General features: G+C 70.5%; 17 protein-coding genes. 9 read left to right on the top strand and 8 right to left on the bottom strand.

Annotation, left to right across the window (positions count from 1 at the left end; genetic code table 11):
• Nucleotides 1-11: 11 nt before the first annotated feature.
• The 6 genes from OHA61_RS21735 to OHA61_RS21710 form a co-directional block, all read right to left on the bottom strand.
• Complete coding sequence (locus OHA61_RS21735; RefSeq protein ID WP_406307417.1) at nt 12-917, bottom strand: LLM class F420-dependent oxidoreductase; 906 nt, start codon at nt 915-917, stop codon at nt 12-14.
• 149 nt (nt 918-1066) lie between these two features.
• Nucleotides 1067-1702 (bottom strand): pentapeptide repeat-containing protein, encoded by a 636-nt coding sequence (locus tag OHA61_RS21730; RefSeq protein ID WP_406304422.1) that lies wholly within the window; start codon nt 1700-1702, stop codon nt 1067-1069.
• A gap of 37 nt (nt 1703-1739) precedes the next feature.
• Nucleotides 1740-2153, bottom strand: a complete 414-nt coding sequence (locus tag OHA61_RS21725) for a PaaI family thioesterase (RefSeq protein WP_406304421.1) — start codon at nt 2151-2153, stop codon at nt 1740-1742.
• A 59-nt stretch (nt 2154-2212) separates the two neighbouring features.
• Entirely contained in the window at nt 2213-2626 is a 414-nt protein-coding gene (locus OHA61_RS21720) for a DUF6640 family protein (RefSeq protein ID WP_406304420.1), read from the bottom strand.
• A 93-nt stretch (nt 2627-2719) separates the two neighbouring features.
• A complete protein-coding gene (locus OHA61_RS21715) occupies nt 2720-3358 on the bottom strand; it encodes an FMN-dependent NADH-azoreductase (RefSeq protein WP_406304419.1) in 639 nt (212 codons plus the stop codon).
• Nucleotides 3359-3467: 109 nt separating this feature from the next.
• Nucleotides 3468-4004, bottom strand: a complete 537-nt coding sequence (locus OHA61_RS21710; protein ID WP_406304418.1) for a luciferase family protein — start codon at nt 4002-4004, stop codon at nt 3468-3470.
• Between the two features lie 195 nt (nt 4005-4199).
• Between OHA61_RS21710 and OHA61_RS21705 the strand changes: the two genes are divergently transcribed.
• Nucleotides 4200-4583 (top strand): winged helix-turn-helix transcriptional regulator, encoded by a 384-nt coding sequence (locus tag OHA61_RS21705; RefSeq protein ID WP_406304417.1) that lies wholly within the window; start codon nt 4200-4202, stop codon nt 4581-4583.
• A 118-nt stretch (nt 4584-4701) separates the two neighbouring features.
• On the opposite strand, the gene OHA61_RS21700 is transcribed toward OHA61_RS21705, so the two are convergent.
• Nucleotides 4702-5928 (bottom strand): amidohydrolase family protein, encoded by a 1227-nt coding sequence (locus OHA61_RS21700; RefSeq protein WP_406304415.1) that lies wholly within the window; start codon nt 5926-5928, stop codon nt 4702-4704.
• A 234-nt stretch (nt 5929-6162) separates the two neighbouring features.
• Here OHA61_RS21700 and OHA61_RS21695 point away from each other — a divergent pair, with 234 nt between their 5' ends.
• The 8 genes from OHA61_RS21695 to OHA61_RS21660 all read left to right on the top strand — a co-directional run bounded on the left by OHA61_RS21695 (nt 6163) and on the right by OHA61_RS21660 (nt 15313).
• Complete coding sequence (locus tag OHA61_RS21695) at nt 6163-9111, top strand: BTAD domain-containing putative transcriptional regulator (RefSeq protein WP_406304413.1); 2949 nt, start codon at nt 6163-6165, stop codon at nt 9109-9111.
• Nucleotides 9112-9379: 268 nt separating this feature from the next.
• Nucleotides 9380-9721 carry a hypothetical protein gene (locus tag OHA61_RS21690; protein WP_406304412.1) on the top strand — a complete coding sequence of 114 codons (342 nt, stop codon included), beginning with the start codon at nt 9380-9382 and terminating at the stop codon, nt 9719-9721.
• Nucleotides 9722-10006: 285 nt separating this feature from the next.
• Entirely contained in the window at nt 10007-11473 is a 1467-nt protein-coding gene (locus OHA61_RS21685) for a sensor histidine kinase (protein ID WP_406304411.1), read from the top strand.
• Nucleotides 11470-11892, top strand: coding sequence for a roadblock/LC7 domain-containing protein (locus OHA61_RS21680; protein ID WP_406304410.1), 423 nt, complete (start codon nt 11470-11472; stop codon nt 11890-11892). The genes OHA61_RS21685 and OHA61_RS21680 overlap by 4 nt, the downstream gene beginning before the upstream one ends.
• Complete coding sequence (locus OHA61_RS21675; RefSeq protein WP_406304409.1) at nt 11889-12248, top strand: DUF742 domain-containing protein; 360 nt, start codon at nt 11889-11891, stop codon at nt 12246-12248. The genes OHA61_RS21680 and OHA61_RS21675 overlap by 4 nt, the downstream gene beginning before the upstream one ends.
• Nucleotides 12220-12852, top strand: a complete 633-nt coding sequence (locus OHA61_RS21670; protein WP_406304408.1) for a GTP-binding protein — start codon at nt 12220-12222, stop codon at nt 12850-12852. The genes OHA61_RS21675 and OHA61_RS21670 overlap by 29 nt, the downstream gene beginning before the upstream one ends.
• Nucleotides 12849-14087, top strand: coding sequence for a cytochrome P450 (locus tag OHA61_RS21665; RefSeq protein ID WP_406304407.1), 1239 nt, complete (start codon nt 12849-12851; stop codon nt 14085-14087). Before OHA61_RS21670 ends, OHA61_RS21665 begins: the two co-directional genes overlap by 4 nt.
• On the top strand, nt 14084-15313 hold the full coding sequence (locus OHA61_RS21660) for a cytochrome P450 (RefSeq protein WP_406304406.1): 1230 nt from the start codon (nt 14084-14086) through the stop codon (nt 15311-15313). Before OHA61_RS21665 ends, OHA61_RS21660 begins: the two co-directional genes overlap by 4 nt.
• A 212-nt stretch (nt 15314-15525) precedes the next feature.
• On the opposite strand, the gene OHA61_RS21655 is transcribed toward OHA61_RS21660, so the two are convergent.
• On the bottom strand, nt 15526-17079 hold the full coding sequence (locus OHA61_RS21655; protein ID WP_406304405.1) for a FadD3 family acyl-CoA ligase: 1554 nt from the start codon (nt 17077-17079) through the stop codon (nt 15526-15528).
• Between the last annotated feature and the right edge of the window lie 55 nt (nt 17080-17134).

Genomic DNA, 17134 nt, shown 5'->3' with positions numbered 1-17134 from the left:
CAGTTCCGGTGTCAGTTCAGGTGCGGCGCCACGTCGGCGCCGAACGCCGAGATCTGGTCGGTGAGTTCACTTCGGCTCCGGCTGCGGAAGCGGACCTGGATCTGGTGCACGCCCATCGCGGCGTAGGCGCGCAGCGACTCGGCGATGGCCTCGGGCTTTCCGCTGACGGTGCGGCGTCCGATCTCCCAGTCCGCGTCGCCCACATACAGCGGCTCGGTGATCGCCCCGATCTCGATGGGCGCGGTGATGCCCGCCGCTTCTCTCAGGGCCTTCAGCTTGGCGATCTGGTCGGGAAGCCTGGTACGGGGGTCACCCTGGGGCAGCCAGCCGTCGCCGCGCACGGCGGCCCTGCGCACGGCGGCCGGCGAGGAGCCGCCGACCCAGAGGGGGATCCGGCACTGGGCGGGCCTGGGCCGCTGCCCGAGCCCGCTGAAGGAGAACCGCTCCCCGGCGAACTCGGGAAACTCCTCCTCGCCGAGCGCCGCCCTGAGCGCGTCGATCGTCTCGTCGAGTACGGCCCCGCGCGCGGCGAAGTCGACGCCGAGCGCCTCGAACTCCTCCTGGACATGCCCTGCCCCGACCCCGAGGATCAGCCGCCCGCCGGAGAGATGGTCGAGGGTGGCGTACTGCTTGGCGCTCACGAGCGGGTGCCGCAGCCCCACGACGGCGACATGGCTGAGCAGCAGCACGCGCTCGGTGATCCCGGCGAGGAAGGCGAGCGTGGCGACGGGGTCGTACCAGACGGTGGACATGGCATCCGCGAGCCGCCGCGGGATGGCGACGTGATCGCAGGTCGCCAGGTAGGTGAATCCGGCCCGGTCGGCGGCCCGGGCGATCTCTGCGAGATCCTCGGCACCGGCGGCGGCCTCCCACGGCTCCGCGTAGATGGTGCTCTGCGACTGGACCGGGAGCTGCATTCCGTACGAGAGCTGCCCCTTGGGCAGTACCTGCACGTGCACCGTGCGCCTCCTCCGCCTTGGCCTGACGATCCGTCAACCGGCTGGACGGGGCCCATCGTCGTACCTGACGATCCATCAGACAAGAGGTGGGCGGGCGGCAACCGGTCTCAGGTCACGTCGAACCCCAGCGCGGTGGCGATGACGGCGGCCTGCTCCAGGTCGATCTTCGCGCCCGCGAGCTCCACGGTCAGCGGGTCGAGCGCGGAGAGGTCGCTGCCCCGCAGATCGGCACCTATGAGCTTCGACCCGTGCAGCAAGGCCCCGGACAGATCGACCCCGACGACGCTCGCCCCCTCCAGCCGGGCGGCGGTCAGATCCGCCTCCCGCATCCGCACACCGTCGAAGACGGCCTTGCGCAGATCGGCACCGGGCAGCGCGACGTACGACCAGTCGCCGCCGGTCACCGAGATCAGGCTGAAGGTGCACTGCTGGAAGACACTCCCGACGGCCTTGCACTGCTCGAAGCGGGTGTCGAAGAAGGAGCACCGTTTGAAGGTGCAGTTGGTGAAGGCGGCATGGGTGTGCCGGGAGGCATTGAAACGCACCCCGAAGAAGGTGCACTCGTCGAAGATCCCGCCGTCGTCGACGACCTCGGTCCAGTCGGTGTCGTAGAAGGTGTGCCGGGTGAATCTCTGTCCGGACAGATCGCGTCCGTACCAGTCCTCGTCCCTGATGACGACGTCTTGGTCGGAGGGCTTGTGCGAGAGGGGGTCGGCGTTGGCTCGCTCGCGTCTGTTGGACATGCTTCCGATTGAACACCGGGCCACTGACAACGGCCTCTCAGCCGAGCAGGGCGTAGACCGTGCTTGCCCGCGCGACCACGTCCGGCGACCCTTCGGCGGTCAGGGTGATGTCGGCGAACGCCATGCGCTTGCCGAGCTTGGTGATCCGGGCGTCGACCAGCACATCCGCGTCGAGGACGGCCCGCTGGAAGCTGGTGGACTGCTGCACGGTGGTCATCGGCACGTACGCCCCCCGCGCCGAGGCGACCGCGATCACGGTCGCGGTGTCGGCGGCGGCCATGAGCGCCTGCCCGGACATGCCCCCGCCCTCGCGGGCCAGCCGGCCGGACCAGGGCAGCCGCAGCACGGCATGCGTCTCTCCGGTCTCGGCGACCGTGAGCCCGAGGTCGAGCACCCAGGGGGCGAAGTTGTCGGCGAGGATCTTTTCGGCGTCGGTAAGGCTCAGCGTCATGTCCTGAATGGTGACGGTGGGGGCGGCGCGCCACAACGCCGCGGGCGGCTGAAGCAGTGCTACGCCGTGCGGCTCTCGATTCGTCGTCGCTCGAGCACGTACGCAAGGGCGTTGAGGGCCAGCATGGTTCCTGCGAGTGGCGGCTGAATGGGAGGTACCCAGTCCCCATCGACGAGCGCGGTGCCAGGGTAGAGGATCGCCGACAGCTGAGTGATCCAGTACACCGACGCCGCACCGACGATGACTTGAAGCCGGAAGGGTGACCAAGCGTCGCGGTGCACCCACAGCAGGTACAGGCCCATAAGCCCGAGCGCGGCTCCCATGCTCATGGTCTGGGCGTTGTGGAACTTGGCGTGAGGTGGCCAGTCGGGGTTGTAGATGTGGGTTTCGTTCCAGTCGGCGAGGTATGCGCCGGTCATGGTGACGAGTGAGGTGAGGGTGAGCAGGGCTCGCCCTGTGGTGAGCTTGGGCATGGGGTTCTCCGCAAGGTGTGTTGTTCCTTCGTCGCCGAGGGGCAGTTCAGGTGACCCCACCTCGGCAACGGGCGCCGGGTTCCCGGCGGACGGTCAGGCGGCGAGCTGCTGGCTGACCTTCTCGGCCTGCAGGCGGGCCCGCTCGTGTGCATCGGCCAGGGATGCCTGGTGAAGCGGGACGAGATGGGCCATCGCCGGGGCCACGGGCGCCATCGTCAGCTCAGGAGTCAGTGCGGTCACATCAAGACCGAGAGAGTCTCCGAGGATCAGCTCCAGAGCCGGCACGACGAAGTCCTTGCCGTGATGAGGAGCACCAGGGCTGTAGCCACCGCCGCGGGCGGAGATCAGCAGGGCCGGACGATCGGCCGCCGCAGGCCCTTCCGAGAGCCCAAAGGTGCGGCCCTTGACGATGATCTGGTCCAGCCATGCCTTGAACACTGAGGGCATCGTGAGGTTGTACATCGGCACTGTGAACAGGTAGGCGCTCGCTCCGAGGAACTCGTGGATGAGTTCGTCCTGTACGGCGGCGGCCGCGGCCTGTTCCGGAGTGTGCCGGGCAGGGTCAGTGCCCCAGACCGATATGCCCGCGGCGCTCAGGTGAGGCACAGGCGAGGTGGCCAGGTCCCGGTGGACGACCGGCCCGTCCCAGGAGTCGCGGAAGGACTGGGCGACCTGGCGCGAGACCGAATTGGCCCCGAGCGAAGAGGAGTCGATGTGAAGCAGGTAGGACATGGTGACCGTTCATGAGCAGGAAGGAGGGACTGGGAAGACGGGCCGCTGCTGTACGGCCCCGTCGGGGCAAAAGCAGATTTGCGCGGCGGCCGGTCGGAGAGGGTTTCGGCTACGAGGTGCGCTGGTGAGTACTGCCGACGGGCCACCGGCGCGTCGGCGGGTGAGGGTCAACCGCGGCGGGCGATGCGTGGCCGGTCGCGTACTCGTACGAGGCGGCGATGACCTTCTTGGCCACCTCCAGGTCAGCCTGGCTGCGGGGGGCGTACAACATCACGACGTTGATGCCGAGGTGGTAGAGCGGGTGCTTCTCTCCCCAGCCGGAGGACAGGAACGCGGCGTGGTCGGAGGGCTCCAGGGCCAGGTGGAGGCTGCCGTCGGCGTGCAGGTGTGCGAACTCCGCATCACCGCGGGGCGGCAACAGCACGGCGCCCTTTGCGGGGGCGACCGCGTCGAGGAACAGTGCCCGCGAGCTGGGAGCGGAGATCTCGCTGCGGCCCCAGACGGTGCCGGGCAGCGCAATGTCCATCCACTGCAGCAGCAATTCCCTGATCTGTGGTGGGCTGGTCTGGGTGAGCTGCAGGTGCGGGACTTCGGGCCCGGTCTCGGGCCGGTCGCCTTCACGCTCGGGCAGTACAGGGAACGTCATGGTGATGCCTCGTCTGTGGTCGCGGGACCTCTCACCTACGCGATGAGCGGGCCGCTCTTCCAGCAGCGACTCCGGCGGGACACCGGGGCCCGCTGCCCTGACACCACCAGGCTAGTATCCTGCGTATAGTGGTTTCCCGTAGGAAAGTGCCCCTTGGTTCGGCGATGACGGGGCCGAGAAGGAGAGGGAGCAGCCGTGACCGATCCCGTAGAGCAGGCGTGCCCGATCAACCCGGTGATCGACCTGGTGTTCAGCCGCTGGACCACCCCCATCCTGTGGGTCCTGGAACACCACGGCCGGCTGCGCTTCAACCAACTGCAGCGACACCTGCCGACCATCACCCCCAAAGTCCTCACCCAGCGCGTGCGCCAGCTCGAACGCGACGGCCTGATCATCCGCACCTACCACGCCGAGATCCCCCCGAGGGTCGAGTACGAGATCAGCAACCTGGGCCGCACCCTGGTACCCCTCTTCGGCGCCATCACGGACTGGTCCCAAGCGCACTTTCCGCAGGTCGGAGACGCCCGCCGCGCCTACGACGCCGCGCGGCGGGAAGAAGAAGCCTGGGCCGAAGGCTGAGCGGGCAACCAGCCTTGACGGCCGCCGGCGCATCCGTCGTGTCCTAAGTCCTGGCCCGGGCCTCCCGACGAGACCGTAGTCGCGGATGTCGCCGCGGCGAGTGGTGGCGCTGCCCCAGTCACACCCCCGGGCCTGCCCACAGGCCTTCCGGTGTCAGGCCCAGCAGCTCGATCGCGTTGCCCCTTACGATCCGGTCGACCACGTCCGGCGCCAGGTGGCCCATCTGGGACTCGCCAACCTCCTTCGACTTCGGCCACGTCGAGTCCGAGTGCGGGTAGTCCGTCTCGTACAGGACGTTCCCGACCCCGATCGCGTCCAGGTTCTTCAGCCCGAACGCGTCGTCGAAGAAGCAGCCGTACACATGCTCCGTGAAGAGCTCCGACGGCGGGCGGTGGACCTTGTCCGCCACTCCTCCCCAGCCGCGGTTCTCCTCCCACACCACGTCCGCGCGTTCCAGGATGTACGGGATCCAGCCGATCTGGCCCTCCGCGTACATGACCCTCAGGTTCGGGAAGCGCTCGAACTTGCCGCTCATCAGCCAGTCGACCATCGAGAAGCAGCAGTTGGCGAAAGTGATCGTCGAGCCGACGGCCGGCGGGGCGTCCGCCGAGGTGGAGGGCATCTTCGACGACGAGCCGATGTGCATCGCGATGACCGTGCCCGTCTCGTCGCAGGCCTGGAGGAATGGGTCCCACTCGTCCGTGTGGATGGAGGGCAGGCCCAGGTGCGGCGGGATCTCCGAGAAGGCCACGGCACGCACACCGCGCGCCGCGTTGCGCCGGACCTCGGCGGCGGCGAGGTGGGCGTCCCAGAGCGGGATGAGGGTCAGCGGGATCAGGCGGCCGTGCGCGTCGGGGCCGCACCACTCCTCCACCATCCAGTCGTTGTACGCCCGCACCCCGAGCAGCCCCAGTTCGCGGTCCTTCGCCTCGGTGAAGGTCTGGCCGCAGAAGCGCGGGAAGGTCGGGAAGCACAGCGCGGACTGGACATGGTTGACGTCCATGTCGGCGAGGCGGTCCGGGACGCTGAAGGACCCCGTCCGCATCTGTTCGTATGTGATGACCTCGAGCCTGATCTCGTCGCGGTCGTAGCCGACGGCGGTGTCGAGGCGGGTCAGCGGCCGGTGCAGGTCCTCGTACACCCACCAGTCGCCTATCGGCCCGTCGTCCCCCTGCGCGCCCATCACCGGGGCGAACTTTCCGCCCATGAAGGTCATTTCCTTCAGTGGCGCGCGGACGATGCGCGGTCCGATGTCCCGGTACTTCGACGGGAGCCGGTCCCGCCAGACGTTGGGGGGCTCAACCGTGTGGTCGTCCACCGAGATGATCTTCGGGAAGGTCTCCATACGCTCCACCGTAGCGCCGATCTGACGATCCGTCAGCTGATGGACGCCCTTGACGCGCACCGCCGTTGACCCGCAGTCCTTGACGAAGATCACACACGGCCTTCACAGGACCGGGGTTACCCCGCAGTCCGGCCGGGGGAGAGCCAGGATGAGGTGCCCCGCTGCTGACGGGGCCGCCCCGAACAAGGCAGACTGTCGAGGGCGATTCCGGCAGTACGGGGGCAGGGGGCAGCTATGGACCGTGACAGCGGGCCACGCGTACCGGAGCAGCGCGCTCCGGAGCACAGCGGCGTCGTTGACCTGCGCTTCAGCGTGCTCGGCCCGGTACGCGCCTGGCGCGGCGGGGAGAGCCTCCCGTCCGGCTCGCCCCAGCAGCGCGCGCTGCTGGCCGCGCTGTTGCTGCGCGACGGCCGTACCGCCACCGCCTCCGAGCTGATCGACGCGATCTGGGGCGAAGCCCCGCCCTCCCAGGCGCTCGCGGCCGTACGGACGTATGCCTCCCGTCTGCGCAAGGTCCTCTCCGCGAACGCGCTGGTCAGCGAGTCCGGCGGTTATGCGATTCGCGTCCGCCGCGACGCCCTCGACCTCGCGGTGGCACAGGAGTTGGCCACCGAGGCGGAGAAGTCCCGGGCCGCCGGGGACCGCTGCAACGCCCGGGCGCTGATCAACAAGTCGCTGGGCCTGTGGGACGGCGAGCCGCTGGCCAGTGTGCCGGGGCCGTACGCCGAGAACCAGCGGGCCCGTCTGGAGGAGTGGCGGCTCCAGCTTCTGGAGGCAGGGCTCGACCTCGATCTGGAGGTCGGCTGCCATGCGGAGGCGGTCTCGGAGCTGACCGCGCTCACCGCCGCGCACCCGCTGCGCGAGCGGCTGCGCGAGCTGCTGATGCTGGCGCTGTACCGCAGCGGACGGCAGGCCGAAGCGCTCGCCGTGTACGCCGACACCCGCCGGCTGCTCGCCGACGAACTGGGTGTCGACCCGCGGCCCGAACTCTCCACGCTCCAGCAGCGCATCCTGCAGGCCGATGCGGAACTTGCCCGCCCCAGCGAGGAGCCCGCCCCGTCCCCGCAAGTCACCCGTCCCGCGCAACTGCCCGCCACCGTCCCGGACTTCACCGGGCGTGCCTCCTTCGTACGCGAACTGCGCGACCAGCTCGCCACCGCCGAGGGTTCGGTCATGGCAGTCTCCGCGCTCGCGGGCATAGGCGGCGTCGGCAAGACGACCCTGGCCGTCCATGTGGCGCACGAGGCGAGACCGCACTTCCCGGACGGCCAGCTGTACGTCGACCTGCAGGGCGCGGGCAACCGCGCCGCCGATCCTGAGACGGTGCTCGGCGCCTTCCTGCGGGCCCTCGGCGTCGCCGACTCGGCCATCCCGGACTCGCTGGACGAGCGGGCCGCGCTCTTCCGGTCCATGCTCGACGGCCGGCGCGTCCTGGTCCTGCTGGACAACGCTCGGGACGCCGCCCAGATCCGCCCGCTGCTGCCCGGCACGGCGGGCTGCGCGGCCCTGATCACCAGCCGGGTGAGGATGGTCGACCTGGCCGGGGCGCATCTCGTCGACCTGGACGTCATGTCGCCGGAGGAGGCGCTGCAGCTCTTCACCCGGATCGTGGGCAAGGAGCGGGTCACCTCCGAGCGGGAGGCGGCGCTCGACGTGGTCGCGGCGTGCGGGTTCCTGCCGCTGGCGATCCGTATCGCCGCTTCCCGGCTGGCGGCCCGCCGCACCTGGACCGTCTCGGTGCTGGCGGCGAAGCTCGCCGACGAGCGCCGCCGCCTGGACGAACTCCAGGCCGGCGACCTCGCGGTGAAGGCCACCTTCGAACTCGGCTACGGCCAGCTGGAGCCCGCCCAGGCCCGCGCCTTCCGCCTGCTCGGCCTGGCCGACGGCCCCGACATCTCGCTGGCCGCGGCGGCGGCCGTACTCGACCTGTCGCCCCAGGACACCGAGGACCTGCTGGAGGCGCTGGTCGACACCTCCCTGGTCGAGTCGGCGGCGCCGGGCAGGTATCGCTACCACGACTTGGTGCGTCTCTACGCGCGTGCATGCGCCGAGCGCGATGAACACCCGCAGGTGGAACGGGAACTGGCCCTTTCCCGGCTGCTCGACTTCTACCTGGCGACGGCGGCGAAGGTGTACGCGATCGAGCGTCCCTGCGACCGTCTGGTGGACCATCTTGAGCCCACCGGTCAGGCGGGTCTCGCCCTGACCGACCGGGAGGAAGCACAGGACTGGTTCTACGCGGAGGCGCACTGCCTGCTGGCCTGCGCACGGCAGGCGGCCGGTGGGGCGCGGCTCCGGGCCGCCGTCGACCTGCTGTGGGTTGCGCAGGATCTGGCGGAGTCCGGCGCGAACTCCAAGGTGTACGAGTCGGTCGCCCTGGCGGCACTCGACGCGGCACGCGCCGCTGGGGACACCCGCACCGAAGGACGCGTCCGGACGTCGCTGACCAACGTCCATATGGTGGCGGGCCGTTACGAGCAGGCGGACGAAGAGGCCAAGCAGGCGGCTGTGCTCGCGCTCGCCGCGCAGGACCCGGTGCCCGTGTACTGGTCCGACAACGACCGCGGCATCATCGCCTTCATACAGGGACGCAACGAGGAGGCCGAGGCACACCTGCGCCGGGCGAGGGAGGGATCCCGCGCCGACGGAAATCTTCCCGGTGAGGCCAGTGCCCTGTGCACCTTCTCTCGGATCCATGTCGCCATGGGCCGCACCGAGCAGGGCATCGCACTGGCCGAGCAGGGAATCGCGATCTACGACCGGATCGGGCACACCCTCCGGCTGGCCAACGCGCAGTACGCGCTGGGGGTCGCCCTCACCCAGGCCGGTCGCCACACCGAGGCGCTGGAGCAACTGGCGCAGGCCCTCGACCGGTTCGAGGAGAACCGGCAGCGGCTGTGGGAAGGTACGGCGCACTTCCGTATCGCCCAGGCGCATCTCGCGGCCCGGCGCCCGGCCCGCGCGGCGCAGTCTGCCGAGCAGGCGCTCGCGATCGGCTGCATGGGCGGGGACCGCACCCGCGCCAATGTGCTGGTCACCTTGGGCAAGGCGCTTGACAGCCTCGGCCAGCCGGACCGGGCGCGCGCCTGCTGGCGCGAGGCACTGCTGCTGCAGGAGCAGACGGGCGCGCCCGAGGCCCAGGAAGTCCGGGAGTTGCTGACTCCGCTCACCGGTGCGGCCTGAGCGCACCAGGGAGTGTCTTCAATGCAAGCGCCGCCAGGCATTCGGGATGTTGAAGACAACACCTATGCCAGGGCGTTCATCGAATGTTTATGCTCGTCCGACATGCTCAACAGCATTCGATCCGTCGCGTCGGGGGGCAGGCGGATCGCCGGGACCGTCACCTCAGCGGAGGGCGGCAGGTCCACTGGCCTTCTGTCCGGCGACCCTCGGGGGAGTCTCCGGGCAGAAGGCCGCCTTCGGTCATGTTGCACATCCCAAGGGGGACACCATGAGCACGAAAGAGCCGAATCAGGAAGAGATCACCACGATGGGCGACCACCACGCCCCGGCGCCGCCCGCCGACGGCGGTATCACCACCATGGGCGACCACCACGCCCCCGCCCCGCCCGCCGACGGTGGCATCACCACCATGGGCGACCACCACGCGCCCGCCCCGCCGGCCGACGGTGGCATCACCACCATGGGCGACCACCACGCCCCGGCGCCGCCCGCCGACAGCACCATCACGACGATGGGTGACCACCACGCGCCTGTGCCGCCCCAGCTGCTGAGCGACGGTATGGCCACGACCCAGGGCGACCACCACGCCCCCCTCCCGCCGAAGGGCTGATTCAGGACTTCACTTCGACGGGGTGCGGCCGCGGCGGCGCGGAGGGGAGGCCGTCGCGGCCGCAGCATGTCCCCACGGCCTCATTGCACCGGTCGCGATGATCAAGTGGCGTGAATCCAATAGGTCTTGAGACGCACTCAGACACTTCGGCCAGAAGTGGTCTCCCCTCGGACAATTCCAAAAGGATCTTCCTTCAAAGCGGTGCGCGACCGGTCGATGGCAGTGTGTACTGTGCGGGTCCTCCCCCGTACGGACCCACCCCTTGCCATCCCCGAGGTCGATTCGATGATCGAGATACCGGACCTGGCCGTCGGCGGCCTGGCCGCCGGGACGCTGTCGGCATTCGTTCTGGGGGGCGGGCTGCTGCGTTCCCGTCGCCAACGGGCCCGGCAGCGCGAGGAGATCGCCACCCTGCGCGCCCATATGGACATCGCGCGGCAGGAGGTCGACCGTGCCGCGCAGGCGTTCACCGCCGAGGTGGTCCATCTCGCGAAGCGGCGTATTCCGGCCGAGGCAACCCGTGCCGCGCATCCGCACGTCCAGGTGCCCGGGACCCTGCACCCGGAGCTCGCCGGGACCGAGCTGGGCGCGGGGATGGACAGCGTGGTTGCCGGGCTGCTGGCCGCGATGGCGCAGGAGCGCAAGCGGGTCGACGCCGCCGCCCGCGCCGGTATGCGCGGTGCCACACGTGAGATCCAGGCCGGGCTCTACCGGCTGCAGGACGTGCTCCGCGGGCTGCAACAGCGCTACGACGATCCCGACTTGGCACAGACCCTCTTCGAACTCGACCACGAGAACGAGCAATCCCTGCGCCGCGCGCAGGTCGCCGCTGTGGTGTGCGGGGCCTGGGTGGGGCTGGCCCGGGAGGAGTCGCACCTGGTCGACGCGGTGACCGGCGGCCAGTCCCGGCTCGTCGGCTACCACCGGGTCCAGGTGCACAACCACCTCGACGAGGGCACCGCGCTCGTCTCGCACGCCGTCGAGCCGGTGGCGATCATCGTCGCCGAGCTGCTCGACAACGCGCTGCGGCACTCCTCCCCCGACACCACCGTCTCGGTGAACCTGGAGCGCGCCCACCACGGGGTCGCGGTCACCATCGACGACGCCGGTGTCGGGATGGCCTCGGACGAACGGGCCTACGCACAGCGGATGGTGGCCGGACGCGACCCGATCCTGCTCTCCGAGCTCGGCGACCCGCCCCGGATGGGCCTGGCCGCGATCGGCCAGCTGACCCGGCAGTTCGACCTGTCCGTCGATCTGTCGACGCCCTCGCCCTACGGCGGCGTACGCGCGGTGCTGCTCGTCAAGAACCATCTCCTCAGCCATATCGACCCCACCGAGCGGCCGCCCGCAGCCAGCGCCCCGCGGTCCACCCGCCAGGCCGCCCCGGCCGCGCCCCCCGCACCTCCCGCGCCCCCCGCGCCCGCGCCGGAAGCGCGCCCGGCCCGTACACCCGCGCCCGTAGCGCGCGACACCGCGCCCATCACCCACGAATCCACCCCCGCGCCCGCGCCCGACGGAGACGAACTCCCCCGGCGCCGCCGCCGGGTCCGCGCCGACGACCTGCCCGCCCAAACCCCGCCCGCGCACAGCCCGTCCGCGCACCGCCCGTCCGCGCACCGCCCGTCCGCAGTGCCCGAGCCCTTGCCCGCGCGCACCCCCGAGGAGGCCGCCGCCGCGCTCGGAGCCCTGCAGTCCGGAACCGCCGCCGCACGATCCGCCACCGACGCCGAAGGGAACGACCCCCGATGACCAGCCGCGACTCCGGCGACACGGCGTGGGTGCTCGATCCGATCCTTCAGATCCCGCACGTACGGGCCGCTGTCCTGCTCACCAGGGACGGCCTCGTCTCCGGATACTCCGACGCGCTCTCCCAGCCCTCGGCCGAGCGCGTCGCCGCGATCACCAGCACCGTGCAGGGCGCCTGCCGTACCGCCGCCGCGGCCTTCGCCGACCAGGACGGCGCCATGCTGCGCCAGGTCGTCATCGAGTCCGACCACGGCTACATCCTGGTCGCGCCCACCGCGCACGGCACCTGCGTGGCCGCCTTCGGCGATCCCGAGGTGCGCCTCGACCTGCTCGGTCACCGCGTCCACTCACAGGTGGCACGGCTCGGCGAGAAGGCGATGGCCGCCGCACCCCGCGGAGCCGATGGCGGCGCTGAGGCATGACCGGCCGCCGGAGCGGCCGCCCCCTGGTCCCCGCCTATCTGTCCACCGGCGGGGTCGCGCGGCCCAGCCGCAACAGCCTGGAGCGCCTCTCGGTGCTGACCGGCAGGGGACCCGTTCCCGCCGAACTCCCCGCCGCCCAGCAGAGCTTGCTGGAAACGCTGGACGGCGGCTCACTCACGGTCGTGGAGACCGCGGCCCTGCTGGAGCTGCCGGTCTCCGCCGTACGCGTGCTCGCCGCAGCTCTGATCGACCAGGGGCTGGTGGACGCCCGCCCGCCGGTCCCCTATGCCGCCCAGCCCGACCCTGACCTGTTGAAGAGAGTCGCCGATGGCCTCCGCGCCCTCAAGCTTCAGTGAGCCCACAAGCTCCAGCGGGCTGCATTTGCCGGGCAGTGCCCGCGAGTTGGTGAAGATCCTCGTGACCGGCCCCTTCGGGGTCGGCAAGACCACGCTGATCGACTCGGTCTCCGAGATCCGCCCGCTGCACACCGAGGAACAGCTGACCGAGGCGTCCGCCGCGTCGGACGACCTCGCAGGCGTACGGGACAAGACCACCACCACCGTCGCCATCGACTTCGGACGGATCTCGCTGGCGGGCGGAATCGTGCTGTATCTCTTCGGCACTCCCGGCCAGGAGCGTTTCCGCTCGCTGTGGGACGACATCGCCTACGGGGCGCTCGGCGCGCTGGTCCTGGTGGACACCCGCCGTATCGACGACTCCTTCGACGTACTGGGCCTGGTGGAGGATTCGGGAGTCCCGTACGCGGTCGCGCTCAACCATTTCCCCGACTCCAAGCACTACACCGAGGAGCAGCTGCGCCGCTCCCTGGATCTGGAGCCCGGCACCCCGATGGTGACCTGCGACGCCCGTGACACAGGGGCCTCCATCGACGCGCTGCTCGCCCTCGTGACGCACCTCATCGCCCGCACCACCCCGCCCCCGCCGACGGAGACCCGGTGAACACCTATCCCGCCCCCGCAGAAGCCTTCAACCTGTCGGCTCCGGTCCGGCTCTGGGAGGAGGGCTTCGCCGCCGACCCGCACAGCTACTACGCGACACTGAAAGCCCAGGGACCGATCGGCTGGGCCGAACTGGCCCCCGGTGTCCCCGCGTATGTCGTCACCGACCGCCGCGCCGCCCTCGATCTGCTGCACGACGCCGAGACCTGGTCGCACGACCCCAGGCCCTGGGAGGCCACGGTCGCCGAGGACTCCCCCATCCTCGGCATGATGCGCTGGCGGCCCAACGCCCTCTTCTCCGACGGCGATGCGCACATCCGCTACCGCCGCACCCTCCTGGACGCCTTCGACCTGGTGGAGCCGCACGATCTGCGCGAGCGGGTGCACCGCGCGGTGGACATCCTGGTCTCCCGCTTCGGCCCCGGCGGCCGCGCCGATCTCGTCGCCGACTTCGCCCGCCCTCTGATGGCGCTTGTCTTCAACAACCTCTTCGGCCTCCCCGACAGCGAGAGCGGACGCCTCAACGACGCGCTGGGCCGGATGATGGAGGGCGGCGAGCAGTCCGCGCAGGGCGAGGCCGAGTACGGACGCTACGTACTCGAACTCATCGCCGCCAAGAGCGCCGAGCGCGGTGACGACCTGACCAGCCGGCTGCTCGACCACCCCCTGGAGCTCACCCCCGAAGAGGTCACCTGGCAGGTCTTCCTCACCCTGGGCGCGGGACACGAGCCCACCGCGAACCTCGTCTCCAACGCCCTGTCCCGCATCCTCGGCAACCCGGCCTACTACTCCACCCTCACCAGCGGCTCCCGCCCGGTCATGGACGCCGTCGTCGAGGTGCTGCGCTATGAGACCCCGCTGTCGAACTACGGCATCCACTTCGCCCGCCAGTCCCTGAGCTTCCACGGCGTGTGGGTGCAGGCGGCGGTCCCCGTCGTCGTCTCCTACGGTGCGCTCGGACACTTCGCGGACAAGGAGTTCGACGGCGCCCTCCACCCCCACGACGCCTCGCATCTGTCGTGGTCCGCCGGCGAACACGGCTGTCCCGTCAAACAGCACACCCTGCTGATCGCCACCGAAGCCATCGAGCGGCTCACGCAATGGCTCCCCGACCTGGAGCCCACCACCCCCCGCGAGCGCCTCACCTGGCGCCCGGGCCCCTTCCACCGGTCGCTGAAAGCCCTGCCCGTCCGCTTCACCCCCCGTGTCCCCGACCAGCCAGGAGACCGAGCATGACCGCGTCCACCCCCGTGGCCCTCGACCCGTTCGGCGCCGACATCCCCGCGGAGAGCGCCCGGCTGCGTGCACTGGGCCCCGTGGTGCCCGTCGAACTGCCCGGCGGCATCCCCGCCTGGGCGCCCACCGGATACGACACCCTCAAGACCCTGATCCTGGACCCCCGGGTCAGCAAGGACCCGCGCAAGCACTGGTCGCTCTTCCCCGAGATCGGCGAACACCCCTCCTGGGGCTGGATCCTGGGCTGGGTGGGCGTGGTCAACATGCTCTCCACCTACGGCCCCGACCACACAAGGCTGCGCAAGCTCGTCGCGCCGAGCTTCACCGCCCGCCGTACGGAGTCGATGCGCGCCCGCGTCGAGCAGATCACCGCCGAGCTCCTGGAAGGCCTGGAGATCGAGGGCGCCCCGGGCGAAACGGTCGATGTCCGCGCCGGATTCGCCCATCCCCTGCCGATGCGGATGATCTGCGAACTCTTCGGTGTCCCCGACGACTTGGTCGGCGACACCGGCCGGCTGATCGCCGCCATCATGGACACCTCCGACCCGAGCCCGGAGCACGGAGCGTTCGTCCAGGAGCAGATCGGCAGCGTGCTGGGCCGGCTCATCGCGTACAAGAGCGAGCACCCGGGCGACGACATGACCACCGAGCTCATCAAGGTCCGCGACGAGGACGGCGACCGGCTCAGCGACGAGGAACTGCTCTACACGCTGCTGCTGGTCATCGGCGCGGGCTTCGAGACGACGGTCAACCTCATCGGCAACGCGGTCGTCGCGCTGCTGACGCATCCCGACCAGCTCGCCGCCGTACGCTCCGGCGAGATCGGCTGGGACGCGGTGATCGACGAGGTGCTGCGCGTCCAGCCGTCCATCGCCAATCTGCCGCTGCGGTTCGCCGTCACCGACATCACGATCGAGGGCGTGACGATCCCGGAGGGGGACGCGATCGTCACGACGTACGCGGCGGCGGGGTACGACCCGGCGCACTACGGGGACGACGCCACGGAGTTCAACGCGGCACGCGGCGCGGACGACCACCTGGCCTTCGGCATCGGGGTCCACCGCTGCATCGGCGCGCCGCTGGCCCGCATGGAGGCGGCGACGGCGCTGCCGGCGCTGTTCGACCGCTTCCCGGACCTTCGGCTGGCGGCGAAGCCGGATGAACTGCGGCAGGTCCCGTCGTTCATTGCCCTGGGTTGGCGCGAGATTCCGGTGCGGCTGGGCTAACCGGGGGCGCTGCCCCCGGACCCCCGCGCCTCAATCGCCGGCGGGGCTGATTTTCAGCCCGTCCGGCGTTTGAGGACATGCGGCCGAAGGTCGCATACGGGGTCCGGGGCGAAGCCCCGTCGGGGGTCCGGGGGCAGCGCCCCGGGTTACGGGAATGGGCGGGGTGGGACTGTGTCGATGTGCGGCTCCGCCGCGTGGGCCCGCCACAGGCGTCACCGCGCCCGCAGCTCCCCCTTCAGCACCTTCCCGCTCGCATTCCGCGGCAGCTCCCCCACGAACTCCACCACCCTCGGCACCTTGTAATTCGCCATCTCCCGCCGCGACCACGCAATCAGGTCGTCCGCCGTCACCGTCGCCCCCCGGCGCCGTACCGCGTACGCCTTGCCCACCTCGCCCAGCCGCGCGTCCGGTATGCCGATCACCGCGATGTCCGCGATGTCCGGGTGCAGGCCGAGCAGTTGCTCGATCTCCGCCGGGTACGCGTTGAAGCCGCCGACGATGAACATGTCCTTGATCCGGTCGGTGATCCGGAGGTTGCCGCCCTCGTCCAGCACCCCCACGTCCCCCGTCCGCAGCCAGCCGTCCTCCGTGATCGCCTTCGCCGTCTCGTCCGGGTCCTCGAAGTAGCCCTGCATCACGTTGTGCCCGCGTACGAGGACCTCGCCGGGCTCGCCGGTGGCCGCCGACACTCGGACCTCGGTGCCGGGGATCGCGCGGCCGGAGGTGGTCGCGATCGTCTCCGGGGCGTCGCCGCGGCGGCACATGGTGACGATGCCGCTCGCCTCGGAGAGGCCGTAGGCCGTCAGGACGGTGTTGATGTGCAGTTCACTGCGCAGCCGCTCGACCAGCTGGAGCGGCACGACCGCCGCACCCGTGACGACGAGCCGGAGCGCGGTCAGATCGTGCTGGTCGCGTGCCGGATGGTCGAGCAGGGACTGGTGCAGGGTCGGCGGTCCCGGCAGTACGGAGATGCGCTCGGACGCGATGTTGGCCAGCACCGTGTCGACGTTGAAGACGGGCTGCGGCACCATCGTCGCGCCGCGGGTCAGACAGGCGATGATGCCCGCCTTGTATCCGAAGGTGTGGAAGAAGGGGTTCACGATCAGATAGCGGTCGCCTTCCCGCAGTCCGGCGAGCTCGCTCCACACGTCGTAGCAGCGCAGGGTCTGCGCATGGGTGATGACGGCGCCTTTGGGGCGCCCGGTGGTGCCCGAGGTGTAGATGATGTCGGAGGGGGCCGAGGACTGGATCGAGTCGGCCCGGGTGCGTACGTCCGCGGCCGTGACGCCGTCGCCGCCCGCCAGGAAGTCCTTCCACGTGCGGTAGTCCTCGGGGGCACTGTCGGCGAGGACCACCACCTGTTCCAGATGCGGCAGGTCCACCTCCGCGCGCCGCAGGGACGCGACGTACGAGGTGCCGAGGAAGGTGCCGGTGACGAAGAGCAGTCTGGCGCGGCTGCGCTGGAGTACGTACGCGGCTTCCGTGCCCTTGAAGCGGGTGTTCAGCGGCACCAGCACCGCCCCGGCCGTCACCGCGCCGAGCGCCGAGACGACCCAGTCGAGGGTGTTGGGCGCCCAGATGGCGACCCGGTCGCCCGGCTGCACACCGGCCGCGATGCACGCGGCGGCGGCGCGTTCGACGCGCTCGCCCAGTTCGGCGTACGAGACGCGGGTGCGGCCCTCGACGACGGCCTCCCGGTCTGCGTACCGTTCGGCAGCGCTCCGTACCAGCCTCGGGATGGTGCCCCACTCCAGGTCGCCGCGCATCGCAAGCCCTCCCGCCGCAGTCCCGCTCGGTAGCCGACTAGTAGCTGACTACCCG

The organism is Streptomyces sp. NBC_00885 (genome assembly GCF_045207475.1).
Classification (GTDB): Bacteria; Actinomycetota; Actinomycetes; order Streptomycetales; family Streptomycetaceae; genus Streptomyces.
This window is presented reverse-complemented; position numbering and strand designations above follow the sequence as displayed.

Excerpts from the sequence above, each read along its gene's own strand:
- OHA61_RS21735 (WP_406307417.1), bottom strand. The coding sequence starts at position 917 with ATGCAGCTCCCGGTCCAGTCGCAGAGCACCATCTACGCGGAGCCGTGG.
- OHA61_RS21730 (WP_406304422.1), bottom strand. The coding sequence starts at position 1,702 with ATGTCCAACAGACGCGAGCGAGCCAACGCCGACCCCCTCTCGCACAAG.
- OHA61_RS21725 (WP_406304421.1), bottom strand. The coding sequence starts at position 2,153 with ATGACGCTGAGCCTTACCGACGCCGAAAAGATCCTCGCCGACAACTTC.
- OHA61_RS21720 (WP_406304420.1), bottom strand. The coding sequence starts at position 2,626 with ATGCCCAAGCTCACCACAGGGCGAGCCCTGCTCACCCTCACCTCACTC.
- OHA61_RS21715 (WP_406304419.1), bottom strand. The coding sequence starts at position 3,358 with ATGTCCTACCTGCTTCACATCGACTCCTCTTCGCTCGGGGCCAATTCG.
- OHA61_RS21710 (WP_406304418.1), bottom strand. The coding sequence starts at position 4,004 with ATGACGTTCCCTGTACTGCCCGAGCGTGAAGGCGACCGGCCCGAGACC.
- OHA61_RS21700 (WP_406304415.1), bottom strand. The coding sequence starts at position 5,928 with ATGGAGACCTTCCCGAAGATCATCTCGGTGGACGACCACACGGTTGAG.
- OHA61_RS21695 (WP_406304413.1), top strand. The coding sequence starts at position 6,163 with ATGGACCGTGACAGCGGGCCACGCGTACCGGAGCAGCGCGCTCCGGAG.
- OHA61_RS21690 (WP_406304412.1), top strand. The coding sequence starts at position 9,380 with ATGAGCACGAAAGAGCCGAATCAGGAAGAGATCACCACGATGGGCGAC.
- OHA61_RS21685 (WP_406304411.1), top strand. The coding sequence starts at position 10,007 with ATGATCGAGATACCGGACCTGGCCGTCGGCGGCCTGGCCGCCGGGACG.
- OHA61_RS21680 (WP_406304410.1), top strand. The coding sequence starts at position 11,470 with ATGACCAGCCGCGACTCCGGCGACACGGCGTGGGTGCTCGATCCGATC.
- OHA61_RS21675 (WP_406304409.1), top strand. The coding sequence starts at position 11,889 with ATGACCGGCCGCCGGAGCGGCCGCCCCCTGGTCCCCGCCTATCTGTCC.
- OHA61_RS21670 (WP_406304408.1), top strand. The coding sequence starts at position 12,220 with ATGGCCTCCGCGCCCTCAAGCTTCAGTGAGCCCACAAGCTCCAGCGGG.
- OHA61_RS21660 (WP_406304406.1), top strand. The coding sequence starts at position 14,084 with ATGACCGCGTCCACCCCCGTGGCCCTCGACCCGTTCGGCGCCGACATC.
- OHA61_RS21655 (WP_406304405.1), bottom strand. The coding sequence starts at position 17,079 with ATGCGCGGCGACCTGGAGTGGGGCACCATCCCGAGGCTGGTACGGAGC.